Origin of the sequence: Aeromonas sp. 19NY04SH05-1, from assembly GCF_040581895.1 — a bacterium.
In the GTDB taxonomy this organism is placed as follows: Bacteria; Pseudomonadota; Gammaproteobacteria; order Enterobacterales; family Aeromonadaceae; genus Aeromonas; species Aeromonas enteropelogenes.
In genome coordinates, this window is record NZ_CP095328.1 from 1,400,498 (window position 1) to 1,416,973 (window position 16,476).

Annotated in this window: 12 protein-coding genes; 8 read left to right on the forward strand and 4 right to left on the reverse strand. The window is 62.0% G+C overall.

Annotated features, from left to right (window positions below):
* Nucleotides 1–206: 206 nt before the first annotated feature.
* The 3 genes from MRK42_RS06650 to MRK42_RS06660 form a co-directional block, all read right to left on the reverse strand.
* Nucleotides 207–1,097 (reverse strand): manganese-dependent inorganic pyrophosphatase, encoded by an 891-nt coding sequence (locus MRK42_RS06650; RefSeq protein ID WP_338612001.1) that lies wholly within the window; start codon nt 1,095–1,097, stop codon nt 207–209.
* A 221-nt stretch (nt 1,098–1,318) separates the two neighbouring features.
* Nucleotides 1,319–2,983 carry a DNA repair protein RecN gene (recN, locus tag MRK42_RS06655; protein ID WP_338612002.1) on the reverse strand — a complete coding sequence of 555 codons (1,665 nt, stop codon included), beginning with the start codon at nt 2,981–2,983 and terminating at the stop codon, nt 1,319–1,321.
* Between the two features lie 138 nt (nt 2,984–3,121).
* On the reverse strand, nt 3,122–4,435 hold the full coding sequence (locus MRK42_RS06660; RefSeq protein WP_268854909.1) for a 6-phospho-beta-glucosidase: 1,314 nt from the start codon (nt 4,433–4,435) through the stop codon (nt 3,122–3,124).
* 162 nt (nt 4,436–4,597) lie between these two features.
* On the opposite strand from MRK42_RS06660, the gene MRK42_RS06665 reads away from it, so the two are divergent.
* Nucleotides 4,598–5,530 carry a LysR substrate-binding domain-containing protein gene (locus tag MRK42_RS06665; RefSeq protein WP_354688945.1) on the forward strand — a complete coding sequence of 311 codons (933 nt, stop codon included), beginning with the start codon at nt 4,598–4,600 and terminating at the stop codon, nt 5,528–5,530.
* Here MRK42_RS06665 and nadK read toward each other — a convergent pair.
* The gene (gene nadK, locus MRK42_RS06670; RefSeq protein WP_026457306.1) at nt 5,527–6,411 is read right to left on the reverse strand and encodes an NAD(+) kinase; all 885 of its coding nucleotides are present in this window, start codon (nt 6,409–6,411) and stop codon (nt 5,527–5,529) included. The genes MRK42_RS06665 and nadK overlap by 4 nt on opposite strands.
* Before the next feature lie 281 nt (nt 6,412–6,692).
* Between nadK and grpE the strand changes: the two genes are divergently transcribed.
* The 7 genes from grpE to MRK42_RS06705 all read left to right on the forward strand — a co-directional run bounded on the left by grpE (nt 6,693) and on the right by MRK42_RS06705 (nt 16,450).
* Nucleotides 6,693–7,268 carry a nucleotide exchange factor GrpE gene (grpE, locus tag MRK42_RS06675; RefSeq protein WP_338612004.1) on the forward strand — a complete coding sequence of 192 codons (576 nt, stop codon included), beginning with the start codon at nt 6,693–6,695 and terminating at the stop codon, nt 7,266–7,268.
* Between the two features lie 311 nt (nt 7,269–7,579).
* On the forward strand, nt 7,580–9,508 hold the full coding sequence (gene dnaK / locus MRK42_RS06680) for a molecular chaperone DnaK (RefSeq protein ID WP_338612005.1): 1,929 nt from the start codon (nt 7,580–7,582) through the stop codon (nt 9,506–9,508).
* A gap of 114 nt (nt 9,509–9,622) precedes the next feature.
* Complete coding sequence (gene dnaJ / locus MRK42_RS06685; protein WP_042028402.1) at nt 9,623–10,765, forward strand: molecular chaperone DnaJ; 1,143 nt, start codon at nt 9,623–9,625, stop codon at nt 10,763–10,765.
* Nucleotides 10,766–11,029: 264 nt separating this feature from the next.
* Nucleotides 11,030–12,520: a carbohydrate porin gene (locus tag MRK42_RS06690; RefSeq protein WP_338612006.1), complete on the forward strand. Its 1,491-nt coding sequence runs from the start codon at nt 11,030–11,032 to the stop codon at nt 12,518–12,520.
* Nucleotides 12,521–12,674: 154 nt separating this feature from the next.
* Nucleotides 12,675–13,589, forward strand: coding sequence for an aminoimidazole riboside kinase (locus MRK42_RS06695; protein ID WP_354689044.1), 915 nt, complete (start codon nt 12,675–12,677; stop codon nt 13,587–13,589).
* Between the two features lie 81 nt (nt 13,590–13,670).
* The gene (locus MRK42_RS06700; RefSeq protein WP_338612008.1) at nt 13,671–15,035 is read left to right on the forward strand and encodes a sucrose-specific PTS transporter subunit IIBC; all 1,365 of its coding nucleotides are present in this window, start codon (nt 13,671–13,673) and stop codon (nt 15,033–15,035) included.
* Nucleotides 15,035–16,450: a sucrose-6-phosphate hydrolase gene (locus tag MRK42_RS06705; RefSeq protein WP_354688946.1), complete on the forward strand. Its 1,416-nt coding sequence runs from the start codon at nt 15,035–15,037 to the stop codon at nt 16,448–16,450. Before MRK42_RS06700 ends, MRK42_RS06705 begins: the two co-directional genes overlap by 1 nt.
* Nucleotides 16,451–16,476 lie beyond the last annotated feature (26 nt).

Sequence of the window (16,476 nt, forward strand, 5' to 3'; positions counted from 1 at the left end):
GGATCACCTGACTGAAAACGGAATAAGAGAAGTGCCGCGAGTATCCTGCAGCAAAGCCTTGCCAATGAACAGTCAGAAATATGTAAGCAAAATTATGCGCTTATCTGTCAGTAAGCGAAGTAATTGGGAAGGGGACGCTGATAGACGGGGATTGAAAGAAAAAAGCCCCGCCATCAGGCAGGGCTCGGGACGCCTCAGGTTAAGGCTCAGGCCTTGGCCAGCAGCTCCATGACCCAGGGCAGGCCCTGCTTCTTGCGGCTGACGAAGCCTGGGTGGAAGCAAGATTCGGTGGGGACCTTGGGATGGGCGGTAAAGTGAATGCGGCTGGCGGCAGCGGTAAGGTCAGTCACCATCAACACGAAGAAGTCGAGCCCTTCGCTTGCCACGCGCGCGGCCATCTCCTGCTGCAGTGCCGGGAGATGCTCGGCCAGCTGCTGTTCACTGCCCACCTCGATCTGGCTCATGATGAAGCTGCAACCTTCGGCCTGGAACGCTTTCTCGTCCTGTTGCAGCAACTGGGCCGGAGTCAAGCCGCTCAAATCGGTCTTGGCTATCAGCAGTTGTTGGCCAAATTCGGCCAGAGAGACCTCGGCCAGCTCGGCCAGACGCTCGCAGGCGACCTTGTCCTGCTCTGTGGTGGTGGGGGAGGTGAGGCAGAGGGTGTCACTCATGATGGCACCCAGCATCAGGCAAGCCTGGCTGCGGGTCACCTGACCCTGTTGGCTCAGCAGCTCAAAGGCGATGGTGCAGGTGCAGCCCACGGCGCGGATCCAGGCATCCAGCGGCGACTGGGTGATCAGGGTGCCGAGGCGGTGGTGATCCACCAGGCCCAGTACGTTGGCCTGTGCCAGGGTCGCGGGGCCCTGTTCCAGATCACTGAAATCCACCAGCCAGACATCTTCACCGGCAAGATCCCGGGTCAGCAGTTCGGGTTCGGCAACGCCAGCCTGCTTCAGGATGAAACGGGTTTCGGTGCGCAGGTCGCCCAGGCGCCATGGGGTGGCTTGACGCCCCTGGGCTTTGAGCCAGTCGGCGATGACCAGGGCGCTGCAGATACTGTCGCTATCAGGATTCTTGTGACCAAAAACGTGGATCATAGACAAAGCCTCACAATGGGATACCCAAAAAGGGGGCGGGTACTATGCGAAATCCCGGAAATGAAGGCAACCTGAACCCCCTTGGATGTTGCTGCCTGCTTGGCCTTACTCGCACTTTCATTGATCTGGGTCGGTGATCCGGCGACTCAGGGTGTCCGTGAACAGGCACCATGACGCCCCTTGGCGCGGATTGTCATGGTGTAGGGAGGAGGAGAGCTGTGTCAGGCTCGCAACAACTCGCGCGCATTGGCCAGGGTAATGTCGGTGATCTGATCGCCCCCCAGCAGGCGGGCCAGTTCATTGAGGCGGGCCGGCTGATCGAGGGCACACATCTGGGTTTCGGTGGTTTTGCCATCGGTATGCTTGCTCACCACCATGTGCTGGTGGCCATTGCCCGCTACCTGGGGCAGGTGCGTGACCACCATCACCTGGGTCGACTCGCCGAGCTGGCGCAACAGGCGCCCCACCACGGCGGCGGTCGGGCCGCTGATCCCCACGTCTACCTCATCGAAGATCAGGGTAGGGGTGGAGACCTTGCGGGCGCTGATCACCACGATGGCGAGGCTGATGCGTGACAGCTCACCGCCGGAGGCCACCTTGCCGAGCGGCTGGATGGGCTGGCCCGGGTTGGTAGTGACCATGAACTCCACTCGATCGATCCCCAGAGGCGAGAGGCTGCTCTGGGCATCGGGGCGCACCTCGATGGCGAAACGGCCATCTGGCATCGCCAACTCGTGAATGCTGGTGGTGACCTGGGCGGCCAGCTCCTGTGCGTAGCGCTGACGGCTCTGGCTCAGGGCCTCGGCCGACTGCAGAAACGCCTGGCGGGCGGAGGCCAGTTCATCTTCCATTCCTTCGAGGCGCTCTTCATCAGAGTTGAGGCGGGCGAGATCGCAGGCCAGCTCCTGATGGTGCAGCGCCAGATCCGCCGGTTTGACATGATGCTTGCGGGCCAGGTTGATCGCTCTTGAGAGGCGGCTCTCCAGCTCGTTGAAGCGCTCGGGATCCAGCTCCAGCCGATCCAGATAGCTGCGCAGTTCGCTGTGGCTCTCCTGCACCTGGATGAGGGCATTGTTCAGCATCTCCAGCACCGGATTGAGGCGGCTGTCCATGCCGACCAGCCCTTCAGCCTTGTCGACGGCGACCTGCAGCAGGCCGGCGATGGTGGTGTCATCGTTGTCATAGAGCAGATCCAGGCAGAAGCCGCACTCCTGCATCAGCTCGGTGCCGTTGGCCAGACGCTGGTGCTCTTCCTCTATCTCTTCAAACTCCCCCGGTTGCAGAGCAAATTCATCGAGCTCTTGTACCTGGTATTCGATGAGCTGGCGGCGGGCCTCCCGCTGCTGCTGCTCGGCTTTCAATCGGTTGAGCTCGTTTTGCAGCTGGCGCCATTGCTGGTAATGCTGGCGCACCTCGTCGAGCAGCAGGTGATGGCCGGCGTAGCCATCCAGCAGGGCGAGCTGGTAGTCCGGCTTGAGCAGCAGCTGGTGGGCATGCTGGCCGTGCACGTTGACCAGCCGCTGGCCAAGGCTCTTGAGCTGGGTGAGGGGCACGGGCACCCCGTTGATGTAGCTGCGCGAGCGCCCCTCGGCGGAGATGACCCGGCGCACTATGCACTCCCCTTCGTTTTCCAGCTCGTTGGTGGCAAGCCAGGCGCGGGCGGCCGGGTTGCCATCGAGCTGGAAGCGGGCACTGACTTCGCTCTTGTCGCTCCCCGGACGCACCATGCTGGCCTCGGCCCGCTCGCCAAGGCACAGGCCGAGGGCGTCGATGGCGATGGATTTGCCGGCGCCGGTCTCGCCTGTGATGCAGGTCATGCCCGGTTGCAGATCGAGTTCGAGAAACTTGACGATGGCGAAGTTGTTGACGGTCAGCTGGGTCAGCATGGTCTCATCCTGTATGGGTCAACATTACTGTTTATGCATCCAGTATATACTGGTCTTATATACAGTAAAGAGGCGTTGCCATTTTTAACAGGACAGGCCACCAGACGGGTGGCCTGCGGGATTGCAGAAAGGTGAAGATTAGTGGAAGGCTGACATCAAATCTGGGTGGGCGGCGATCACCTCGTCCAGTGCCTGTTCCAGTCGGTGGCCGCTGGTAATGAGGGGATTCAGTACCAAGGCACGCCAAGCCGTATGGCGATTGCCGGTGATGGCGGCCTCGATGGTGAGCTGCTCGAACTCCTTCATTAACTGCAGCAGGCGCAAGGTGTCTTGCGGGAAGGGGGCCACATTAAGCGGAAGTGGACCCGACTTGGTGATGAGAGAGCTCACTTCCACGGCACACTCGTCCGGCAGGCCGTTGATAGCGCCGTTGTTGCGGATGTTGACGTGCATGATGATACGCTTGTCGTTGTGGATGGCACTCATCAGCTCACACGCGGCCTCCGAGTAATACTGGCCGCCGCGTCCTTCCAGCGCTTTGGGCTTCTCGGTGAGATCCGGGTTGCGATAGAGCTCGAACAGCTGCTGTTCGATGGTCTTGACCACCTCACCCCGGGTGCCTTCGCCGCTGGCCTCCCCGAGCTCCTGTTTGAGGATATCGTCGCTCATGTAGTAGTAGCGCAGATAGGCACAGGGGATCATGCCCAGATTGGCCAGCAGATCCTTGGGCCAGGCAAAGGGGGGGATATTGCGCGGTACCAGCGGATCGTGTCCTTGTGCGATCCGGGCAATCACCTCGCCGAGTTTGTTCTCGCCCTGATGCTGAATCTGGCGCACGAAGATGAAATGGTTGAGTCCGGCCACCTGCATGATGAATTCCTGCTCGTCATGACTCTCCAGCAGAGTGGCGACCCCTTTTTGCATGATCACTGGCACGTTGCACAGCCCAACCGTCTTTATCTTGCTGTGGCGCAATACGGCTTCGGTCACCATGCCCGACGGGTTGGTGAAGTTGAGCAGCCAGGCATCGGGGCAGAGGCGTTCCATGTCGGCGGCGATCTGCAGAGCGATGGGGATAGTCCGGCAGGCGTTGGCAAAGCCGCCCAGTCCGTTGGTTTCCTGGCCGATCAGACCGTATTTCAACGAAACCCGCTCATCGCTGATACGAGCTTCCAGACAGCCGGCGCGAAACTGGGAGCAGACGTAGTCGGCCCCGTACAGTGCCTCTTCCCGATCCAGCCGGGTTTCAACCCGTACTGCCAGCCCAGCCTTGGCCAGCATGCGGCGGGTGAGGGCTGCGATGATCTCCATTTTCTCGCGGCCATCGTCGATGTCGACTAGCCAGAGTTCGTGCAGCGGTAACTCGTGCTGACGCTGGATCAACCCTTCGATCAGCTCCGGGGTGTAGCTAGAGCCTGCACCGATGATCACAATCTTGAGTCCGTTTTTCATTGTCCACCTCATGAACAGGGATAGGGATGGACCCTATTAAAGGGGGAGCCTGGCGGGCGGACAAACGAAATAAGGGGCAGTATGGATTAGCCTGTTTAATGTATAAGGAGAAATGTCATACTGATGACCTGCGTCGCAACCAGCGTCATTACGAGGTTATCCATGCTGGTACAACAGAATACCCTGGCCCTGCTGCACACCTTCGAGAGCACGGCCCGTTACCTCAGTTTCACTCGTGCCGCCGAGGAGATGAACCTCACGCAGGGGGCCATCAGCCACCGCATTCGCCATCTAGAAGGGTTGTTGGGTTTTCGTCTGTTTATTCGCCTGACACGCAAGTTGGAGTTGACTGAAGAGGGGGCACGACTGCTGGCGACCCTGAGCCATTCTCTGCGCCAGATCAACGAAGAGATTGAAGATATCCGGGCTCAGGATCTGCGAGGGACGCTCCATGTCGGTGTTGCTCCGACGCTGGGGCTCAACTGGCTGATGCCAAGGCTACCCCGTTTCCAGCAGCGCTGGCCCGGGTTGAACGTGATGATGCGGGTTCGGGCCGGGGCGGTGGATTTCAACGAGGAGCGGGTGGATCTCGCCATCTACTACGGTGCGATCCGCTGCAGTGATCTGCACCGGGAGCTGTTGATGGAGGAGCGTCTGGTACCCGTCTGCTCCCCTGCCTATGCCGAGCGGCTGGGGTTGCTGCAGGAACCGGCACAGTTGACTGAGGCCTGTTTTATCCATGCCTCGGAATCGACCGATGTGCAGCAGCTCTTCTCGGAGTGGCGCCTCTGGAGCGATGGTTCTGGTATGACATTGCCCTACGATCAGTGTCACTACGGTTTCAATCACTACCAGATGGCTCTGCAGGCGGCGCAAGGTGGCATGGGGGTCGCTATGGGGAGGGAGGTACTGGTGCGCAACTTGCTGGAGCAGGGCGTGCTGGTGGCGGTAGGAGGCCCGGCGGTGGCTGCCGGGCGTAATTACGAGCTGATCTCTCCATTGGAGAACCGCGAGCGACCGCGCTTTCGTGCCTTTAGCGACTGGCTGCGTAGTGAAGTGGCGCTCAGCCAGTCAGCTCATGACCTTGCCCCTTAAAACAGCTTGCTGCCCCAGCCGAGCTTGTTGCGCAGTACGTGGAAGTAGCTGTAATCGAGAGGATGCACCAGATGCAGCTGGTGGTGGCTCTTCTTGATGAGGATCTCGTCCCCCGGGTGCACCGCCAGGGTGACCTGGCCGTCGCAGCTCACCTGCATGGCGTCATCCTGATTGTCGGGAGAGACCAGCAGGCGCACCTCGCTGTCGGCATCCAGTACGATGGGACGACTGCTCAGAGTATGCGGGAACATCGGCACCAGCGTGATTGCGTTGAGCTTGGGGGTGAGGATGGCGCCACCGGCTGAGAGTGAATAGGCGGTGGAACCGGTTGGAGTGGCCACTATGATGCCATCCGAGCGCTGGCTGTACATGAAGCTGCCGTCGATATAGACCTCGAACTCGATCATGTGGGCGATCTTGCCCGGGTGCAGCACCGCCTCGTTCACCGCCAGGTTGCTCGACTTGCGCTCCCCGTGGCGATAGACGGACGCCTCCAGCAGGAAGCGGTGCTCGCTCTTGTAGTGACCGGAGAGCACCTGCTCGAGGGGCAGCAGGTAATCCTGGGGGGAGAGATCGGTCAGAAAACCGAGGTTGCCCCGGTTCACCCCGATCACCGCCACATCGAAGCGAGACAAGACCCGGGCCGCCCCCAGCATGTTGCCGTCACCGCCGACCACGATGGCGAGATCCGCCTGCTGGCCCAGCTGTACCAGATCCATCACGTCTTCTTCGAGGATCGAGAGGGTCTGGGCGACCCGACTCTCGACCAGCACCCGGAAACCGCGGGTCGTCAGGTACTGATGCAGGCCGGTCAGCGTCTGGTTGGCTCCCTCATGATGGGGTTTGCCAATCAGGGCGATGGTTTTGAACGGAGAATCCATAGTCTGTCTGATCCACAGGGGTATTGCGGGCCAGTATACAGTGGTTTGTCCCGCTTGTGAGCCGCCCATATGGGATGGAGGGTCTCTATCCCCTTGAACCAGATGGCGAAAGCGTGAACGGGGTCGCAAGGAAAGGCGCACATCCGGCGCCATGAATGACCTTTTTCCCTTGAAAGCCGAGGATCCATCCCCATAATAGCGCCAACATAGTCGGTCTGTTGCCGTCTGGTCGCTCAGCCAGAGGTCAGGCCCTCATAAGTAACCCCGCAATTGGAGATGTCATGAACCACGAAGAGCAAAAGGTTGAAGCGATGGAGCAAGTTGAAGCCCAGCCAGTCGAGCCGACCGATGTAGACTGTGAAGTGACAGCCGAGCAGGCACGTATTGCCGAACTGGAAGCACAGCTGGAAGCGGCCCAGCAGGCCTCTGCCGAAGAGCGCGAGCGTGCCATTCGTGCCGTCGCCGAGATGGAAAACCTGCGTCGCCGCGCGGCCCAGGATGTCGAGAAGGCACACAAGTTTGCCCTCGAGAAGTTTGCTGGTGAACTGCTGCCGGTGCTGGACAACCTAGAGCGCGCCATCGAGCTCGCCGACAAGGAAAACGACGCCCTCAAGCCGATGATCGAAGGTGTCGAGTTGACCCTCAAGTCCATGCAGAGCGGCGTGGCCAAGTTCGGTCTGGTGGCGCTGGATCCGACCAACCAGCCGTTTGACCCGAACGCCCACCAAGCCATGAGCATGGTGCCGAGTGCCGATGTGGCACCCAACACCGTCATCGCCGTGATGCAAAAAGGCTACGAGCTGAATGGTCGCGTCATCCGTCCGGCCATGGTGATGGTGTCCAAGTCTGCCGACTGATCATCGTATCCTCACCAAGCCCGCCGCTTGGCGGGCTTTTTGTTTGTCGCGACGCTGTTGCTGGTCGCCAAGGGTATCGGCAAGCCTCCCCTGGCAACGAGCAAGGCGTTCACAGCAGATAAAGAGTACGGTTTTTTAGGGAGAGGGGCTTGAAGCGGCATCTGGCGACCCCATATAGGGAACAAGGCCACGGCGGCACAAAAAATTTGATGCCGGGAGCTTGAAAGCCGAATTGGCAGCCCCCACCTAGCCGTTAACGCATTGAGGCGAGTCTCTCGCCGGTTTATTCAAAGTATTTGGAGATTTCTCAAATGGGTAAAATCATCGGTATTGACCTGGGTACTACCAACTCCTGCGTCGCTATTCTGGATGGCGACACTGCTCGCGTGATCGAAAACGCAGAAGGTGATCGTACTACTCCGTCCATCATTGCCTATGCCGATGATGGCGAGATCCTGGTTGGTCAGCCGGCCAAGCGTCAGGCCATCACCAACCCGAAAAACACCCTGTTCGCCATCAAGCGTCTGATCGGCCGTCGTTTCGAAGATGACGAAGTACAGCGTGACCTGAAAATCATGCCTTATGCCATCGCCAAGGCCGACAACGGTGACGCCTGGGTCGAGGTGAAAGGCAAGAAGATGGCACCGCCGCAGATCTCTGCCGAAGTGCTGAAGAAAATGAAGAAGACCGCCGAGGACTACCTGGGCGAGCCGGTGACCGAAGCCGTTATCACTGTTCCGGCCTACTTCAACGACGCCCAGCGTCAGGCCACCAAGGATGCCGGTCGCATCGCGGGTCTGGACGTCAAGCGCATCATCAACGAGCCGACTGCGGCTGCGTTTGCCTACGGCGTGAACAAGGTCAAGGGCGAGCGCAAGGTTGCCGTATATGACCTGGGTGGCGGTACCTTCGATATCTCCATCATCGAGATCGACGAAGTGGAAGGCGAAACCACCTTCGAAGTACTGGCGACCAACGGTAACACCCACCTGGGTGGTGAAGACTTCGACAACCGCGTCATCAACTACCTGGTTGACGAGTTCAAGCGCGAGCAGGGCATCGATCTGCGCAATGACCAGCTGGCTCTGCAGCGTCTGAAAGATGCCGCCGAGAAAGCCAAGATCGAGCTCTCCTCTGCCCAGCAGACCGACGTGAACCTGCCGTACATCACCGCAGACGCCACCGGTCCGAAGCACATGAACATCAAGGTGACCCGCGCCAAGCTGGAATCCCTGGTGGAAGACATGGTGAAAGACTCCCTGGAGCCGGTTCGTGTCGCCCTGAAAGACGCCGGTCTGGCAGTTGGCGAGATCGACGACGTCATCCTGGTGGGCGGTCAGACCCGTATGCCGCTGGTCCAGAAGACCGTTGCCGAGTTCTTCGGCAAAGAGCCGCGTAAAGACGTCAACCCTGACGAAGCTGTGGCCATGGGTGCTGCCATCCAGGGTGCCGTACTGTCCGGTGACAAGACCGACGTACTGCTGCTGGACGTGACCCCGCTGTCTCTGGGTATTGAGACCATGGGTAGCGTGATGACTGCGCTGATCGAGAAGAACACCACCATCCCGACCAAGAAGTCCCAGGTGTTCTCTACCGCCGAAGACAACCAGTCTGCCGTGACCATTCACGTGCTGCAGGGTGAGCGCAAGCGCGCCAGCGACAACAAGTCCCTGGGCCAGTTCAACCTGGAAGGCATCCGCCCGGCACCGCGTGGTCTGCCGCAGATCGAAGTGACCTTCGACATCGATGCCAACGGTATCCTGCACGTCTCCGCGAAAGACAAGGAGACCAACAAGGAGCAGAAGATCACCATCCAGGCTTCTTCCGGTCTGTCTGATGAAGAGATCGAACGCATGGTACGCGAGGCCGAAGCCAACGCGGCCGAAGACAAGAAGTTCGAAGAGCTGGTGCAGACTCGCAACCAGGCTGACGGTCTGGTCCACTCCGTGCGCAAGCAGATCACCGAAGCCGGTGATGCCCTGCCTGCCGACGACAAGACCAAGATCGAAGCCGCGGTCAGCGAGCTGGAAGCTGCCCTCAAGGGTGACGACAAGGCTGCCATCGAAGCCAAACAGCAGGCTCTGCTGGAAGCGTCCCAGAAGCTGATGGAAATTGCCCAGCAGCAGACTCAGGCGCAAGGTGCCGCGGGTGCTGATGCCGGTCAGTCTTCTTCTTCCGCCAAGGCTGATGACGACGTGGTCGACGCCGAGTTCGAAGAAGTGAAAGACGACAAGAAGTAAGCCCGACCCAGATGGGCGAAGCAGGCTTCGCCCATCGGCTTAAGTCTATGAATTCACGGGCGTTGGGTGACCAACGCCCGTCTGCGTAACTGCTGATATAGCAACAGGATAAGTATGTCGAAGCGCGATTTCTACGAAGTGCTGGGGGTATCGAAAGATGCTGACGAGCGCGAGATCAAGAAGGCGTACAAGCGTCTGGCCATGAAGTATCACCCTGACCGTAATCAGGGCGATGCCAATGCCGAAGAGAAATTCAAAGAGGTCAAGGAGGCCTACGAGGTCCTGACCGATGCCAATCTGCGTGCCCGTTACGATCAATACGGCCATGCCGGTGTCGATCCTAGCCAGGGTGGCGGCGGCCACGGTGGCTTTGGCGGCGGCGCCGATTTCGGCGACATCTTTGGCGATGTGTTTGGCGACATCTTTGGCGGCAGCCGTGGCGGTGGTCGTCGCGGCCCGGCCCGTGGTGCCGACCTGCGCTACACCATGGAGCTGACCCTGGAAGAGGCGGTGCGCGGTGTCTCCAAGGAGATCAAGGTGCCGACCCTGGTCCACTGTGAGGTGTGTAACGGCTCCGGCGCCCACACCGGGAGCTCAGCCCAAACCTGCCCGACCTGCCACGGCTCCGGCCAGGTACAGATGCGTCAGGGTTTCTTTGCAGTGCAGCAGCCCTGCCCGCACTGTCATGGTCGCGGCAAGATCATCAAGGATCCGTGCCGCAAGTGCCATGGCGAAGGGCGCTACCAGAAGACCAAGACCCTGTCGGTCAAGATCCCGGCTGGCGTCGACACCGGCGATCGCATCCGTCTCTCTGGCGAAGGGGAAGCGGGGGAAGCGGGGGCTCCGGCGGGCGATCTGTATGTGCAGGTGCACGTCAAGGAGCACGAGATCTTCGTGCGTGACGGCAACAACCTCTACTGCGAAGTCCCCATCAGCTTCACTGCGGCAGCCCTGGGTGGCGAGATCGAAGTGCCGACCCTGGACGGCCGGGTCAAGCTCAAGGTGACCCCGGAGACCCAGACCGGCAAGATGTTCCGCATGCGTGGCAAGGGCGTCAAATCGGTGCGCTCCGGCCAGGTGGGGGATCTGATGTGCAAGGTGGTGGTCGAGACCCCGGTCAAGCTGACCGAACAGCAGAAAGAGCTGCTGCGCCAGCTGGACGAGTCGTTCAGCGGTGCCGCCGCCAAGACCCACAAGCCGAAATCGGAAGGCTTCTTCGAAGGAGTGAAACGCTTCTTCGACGATCTGACCAGCTGATGTTCGCGACCCAGATATAAAGAGCCGGCCCTGTGCCGGCTCTTTTTTTGCCCCAGCTTTAGCAAGATCCCCGCTTATTGAGTGGATCCCGATGAGGGATCTTCCTCACAACTTCCACCTCTTCCTGCTGTGCAAATGTTATCCCGCTCACATTTAAGCTGAAACGGTTTAGCTGGCGTATTGAGTTGGCTAAAGCGGTTTAGCTATGCTCAGCCTGTCGATAACAACAGCGCCCTGACGAGCGACAGATGACAGGTGAGGACGATGACGATGTGCAAGCACAAGTTGGCGCTGGCGGTAGCGCTGGGATTGGGGATGAGCAGCCCGCTGTGGGCGGCGGATGGCGGTATCGAGGCCCGTCTGGCGGCGCTGGAGGCGCGGGTGCAGGCGGCCGAGGCACGTGCCACCGCCGCCGAAGCGCGGGCCGATGAGGCCCAGAGCAAGGCAAACGAAGCCCGCGAGACGGCCGTGGTGGCCAAGGCCCAGAGCGAGAAGGTGGACAAGCAGACCGCCGGGGCCCAGGGTTTCGAGTTCCACGGCTATGCCCGCTCAGGCCTGCTGGTCAACGGCAATGGCAACGGCGGTCGTGGCGGCCCCTACATCACCCCGGCCGGCTCGGTGGGTGGCGCCGTGGGTCGCCTTGGCAACGAGGATGACACCTACATGGAGGCCAATCTGCTGAAGACCCAGACCTTCGCCGATGGCAGCTGGGCCCGCTACAAGCTGATGCTGGCGGACGGGGTGGAGACCAGCAACGACTGGACCGCCAGCGATTCCAGCCTCAACACCCGCCAGGTGTTTGCCGAGATCGGCGATCTGGCGAGCTTCGACGGTCCCTTCAAGCATGCTGTGCTGTGGGCGGGCAAGCGCTTTGACCGGGACAACTTCGACATCCACTGGCTTGACTCGGACGTGGTGTTCCTGGCCGGCACCGGCGGCGGCGTCTACGACGTGCAGCTGGCCGACAGCTGGAAGGCGAACTTCTCCCTCTACGGGCGCGACTACGGCGACATTAGCGCGAGCGGCCTCTCCGACATCGAGAGCTACATCCTCACCATGAACAACCGGGTCGGCAACTGGCAGTGGATGCTGAACGGCCTGTCGGCCAAGGACAACGAGGCGCGCATCAACGACGGCGGCGCCGGCAGCGAGGCGGCGAACAAGGGGGCGCACACCCTGCTGGCTTACCACGCCGACAGCTTCTTTGGCATCAACCCCGGCTTCTCCAAGGCGGCCGTGCTGTATGGCCATGGCCTGGGTGCCGAGCTCAAGGGACTGGGCTCCGACAGCGAGCTGCTGGCGGACGCCGATGCGGTGCGGGTCGCCGTGTTTGGCGCCACGGATCTCAGTCCGCGCTGGCGTGTCACCCCGGCCCTGCTGGCCGAGCAGAGCAAGGACCGTTACGTGAAGGGGGACGAATACCGCTGGGCCACCCTCAACACCCGGTTTGCCCAGGTGCTGAGCCAGAACGTCGAGCTGGTCTACGAGGCCACCTGGCAGTACATGGATCTCGATCCCAAGGGCTACATGGGGCGTCAGGCGGTGAGCGGCGACTTCACCAAGCTCACCTTCGCCCCGACCTTCAAGGCGCAGACCGCCGGCTTCTTCGAGCGGCCCGAGTTGCGGGTATTCGCCACCTGGATGGACTGGTCCTCCGAGCTCGACAACTACGCCAGTACCGACGCCATGGGCCAGAACGACTTCACCGCCGGGGGCGAGTGGAACTTTGGCGTACAGATGGAAACCTGGTTCTAGTTCGTTATCCCGATCACAAAAATGGCAGCCAGCGTCGGGATCTGTTGGTTAGCTAAAACGGTTTAGCTTATAATGCGAACCAAGAGATCAGGGCCCGGCTCTGGCAAATCCTGTGCAGCAGTGGAGTAGCAAGGTGACGAATCGTGTGTGGGTAATGGGGGATGCGGTGGTGGACTTGATCCCGGAAGGGGAGCAGCACTACCTCAGGTGTCCGGGCGGCGCGCCGGCCAACGTGGCCGTCGGGGTGGCCCGGCTCGACGGGGAGTCGGCCTTCATCGGCCGGGTCGGCGCCGATCCCTTCGGCCGCTTTATGGCCGATACCCTGGCCAGCGAAGGAGTCGACATTCGCTACCTGACTCTGGACCCGGCCCATCGCACCAGCACAGTGCTGGTGGAGCTCGACTCGGAGGGCGAGCGCAGCTTCACCTTTATGGTGAGGCCCAGCGCGGATCAGTTCCTGACCCCCGCCGATCTGCCGGTCTTCCAGGCCGGGCAGTGGCTGCTGACCTGCTCCATCGCGCTCGCCAACGAGCCGGTGCGTGGCAGCTGCCTGCAAGCCATGGCGACCATCCGGGCCGTCGGGGGGCGGGTCTGCTTCGATCCGAACCTGAGGCCCGAGGTGTGGGGAAACCCCGCCGAGATGCTGCCCGTGGTGCGCGAGGCCATCGCCCTCGCGGACGTGGTCAAGCTCTCGGTGGAGGAGCTGCAACTGCTGAGCGGTCTGGACGATCTGGCGGCGGGGCTCGCCACCATTTCAGGCCCGGCCCTGGTGCTGGTGACCCGGGGGGCGGCCGGCGTGGTGGCTCGTCTCGGCGGCGAGCTGCTGGAGTGGGTGGGGCCCAAAGTGGTGCCCATCGACACCACGGGGGCGGGGGATGCCTTCGTTGCCGGTTTGCTGGCGGCCTTGGCCGAACGGAGGTCGCTGCCCGCTCTGGATGAGCTGCCCGCCATCCTGGCCCGGGCCCACGGCTGCGGGGCGCTGGCCACCACCGCCAAGGGGGCGATGACGGCGCTGCCGAGTCGCACCGAACTGGATGCCTTTTTGCGATCAGGCGCAAGCGGCTGTTGATCCGCGGCTAGAACCGCGGGTCGACAGACCCTACTCTCATGTGACAAGGGCCTGCCGACGGCGGGCCATAAGAGGAAGAATATGAATATCAGTGCGATAGCCAAGGATCTTGTGCCCCTGCTCGGGGGCAAGGAGAACATCGTCAGCGCCGCCCACTGCGCCACCCGGCTGCGGCTTGTGCTGGCGGACGACAGCAAGGTGAACAAGGCCGCCATCGACAAGCTGGACGGGGTCAAGGGGTGCTTCAGCAACGCCGGCCAGATCCAGGTGATCTTCGGCACCGGCCTGGTCAACAAGGTCCATGCGGAGTTCGTGGCCCTGACCGGCACCGGCACCGCCAGCAAGGCGGAGCTGACCGACCTGGCGGCGGCCAAGCTCAACGTGGCCCAGCGCCTGGCGCGGACGCTGTCCAACATCTTCGTGCCCATCATTCCGGCCATCGTCGCCTCCGGCCTGCTGATGGGGCTGCTCGGCATGGTGCGCACCTATGGCTGGGTCAATGCCGACAGCGCGCTGTTCATCATGCTGGACATGTTCAGCTCGGCGGCCTTTGTCATCCTGCCCATCCTGATCGGTTTCACCGCGGCGCGGGAGTTTGGCGGCAACCCCTATCTCGGGGCGACGCTGGGGGGTATTCTGACCCACCCGGCCCTCACCAACGCCTGGGGCGTGGCGGGGGGCTTCAAGACCATGGACTTCTTCGGGCTGGACGTGGCCATGATCGGCTATCAGGGCACCGTCTTCCCGGTGCTGCTGGCGGTCTGGTTCATGTCCCACCTGGAGAAACAGCTGAGAAGGCGCGTCCCTGACGCCCTGGATCTCATCCTCACCCCCTTCCTGACCGTCATCATCACCGGCTTCGTGGCGCTGCTCTTTATCGGCCCGGCAGGTCGGGTATTGGGGGATGGCATCTCGTTCGGCCTGAGCGCCCTCTATGAGCAGGCGGGTTGGCTGGCGGGTCTGGTGTTTGGCGGGACTTATTCGCTTATCGTCATCACCGGCATCCATCACAGCTTCCACGCCATCGAGGCGGGCCTGCTGGCCAACCCGGCCATCGGCGTCAACTTCCTGCTGCCCATCTGGGCCATGGCCAACGTGGCTCAGGGCGGCGCCTGTCTCGCGGTCTACTTCAAGACCCGGGATGTGAAGATCAAGGCCATCACCGTGCCGGCGGCCATGTCCTGCCTGCTCGGCATCACGGAGGCGGCGATCTTCGGGGTCAACCTGCGCTACATCAAGCCCTTCCTGGCCGGTCTGTTCGGCGGGGCCTGCGGCGGCGCCTACGTGGTGGCGGCCAAGGTGGGGATGACGGCGGTGGGTCTGACCGGCATCCCGGGCATGGCCATCGTCCAGCCCATGAGCCTTATCCACTACGTCATCGGCCTGGTGATCGCCTTTGGCGCCGCTTTCGCCGCCTCCTACCTGCTCAAGTACAAGGTGGAGTGATGAAGGAGAGCCAATTCCTCAAACAGGTTGTCCGGTCCCTGCTGGCCGGACAGCTCAAGGCGGCGGCCGATCCCCATCGGCCCCGCTGGCACCTGGCAGCCCCGGTGGGGCTGCTCAACGATCCCAACGGCTTCATCGAGCACGGCGGGCGCTACCATCTCTTCTACCAGTGGAACCCGCTGGGTTGCGCACACGCCAACAAGGGCTGGGGCCACGTCACCTCCACCGATCTGCTGCACTGGCAGCACGAGCTGCCGGCCCTGCTGCCCATCGAGCCCTACGAGCAGAGCGGCTGTTACTCCGGCTCGGCGGTGAGCGACGAGCAGGGGCGTCTGACCCTTATCTACACCGGCAACGTCAAATACCCGGACGGCAGCCGCACCGCCTACCAGTGTCTGGCCCGCGCCGACGGTGAGGGCGGCTTTGCGAAGCTGGGGCCCGTGCTGGACCTGCCCGCAGGCTACAGCGGCCATGTGCGCGACCCCAAGGTGTGGCACGACGGTCGGCAGTGGCTGATGGTGCTGGGGGCCCGCACCCTGGACGATCGGGGTGAGGTGCTGCTCTATCGCGGCGATGCGCTGGATGGTTGGACGCTGGTCGGCCCCATCGCCGGCAGCGGGCGCGGGGGCTTCGGCGAGTTCGGCTATATGTGGGAGTGCCCGGACCTCTTCCCTCTGGCGGACCGCCACGTGCTGATCAGCTGCCCCCAGGGCATAGCGCCACAAGGGGAGGATTATCGCAACCTCTACCAGTGCGGCTGGCTGGCGGGCCACTTCGACGGCGCCCAGTTTGCGCACGGGGCCTTCCACGAGCTGGACCGAGGCTTCGAGTTCTACGCGCCTCAGACCACTCAGGACAGCCAGGGGCGCCGCCTGCTGTTCGCCTGGCTGGGGTTGCCCGAAGAGAACGAGATGAGCCAGCCCACCCTCGAGCATGGCTGGATCCATCAGATGAGCTGCCCGCGGGAGCTGTTCTGGCAAGGCGACTGGCTCTGCCAGCGGCCGGTGGCGGAGATCTCGGCCCTCAAGGGGGAGCCGACCCGCTTCGAGGGGGCGCCGGGCGAGCTGCCTGCCCTGGCCATCGACTCGGCCTGGCTCGATCTGGCTCTGTGCGGTGAGGGGAGCCTCGGGTTCGGCGCCGTGGCCGAGCTGGTCTGGCAACCGGGGCGTCTCATCCTGCGTCGTCAGAACTGGCAGAGCGGGGAGTGGGAGGAGCGATCCTGCCCCTGGCTTGGGGGGAGTATCACCGTTTTGTGTGACCGCTCCAGCCTGGAGTGTTTCGTGGATGGCGGTCGCCAGACCCTGTCTACCCGCTACTTCCCCGGTGAAAATCCAGTACTTTCCGCACGTTGTGACGGTGATGACAGCAAAATTTGCCTCTATCACTGGCCGCTGGCGGCCTGCCTTGTACAATAGCCCGGTGTCAGTTTGCCGGGAGGTCA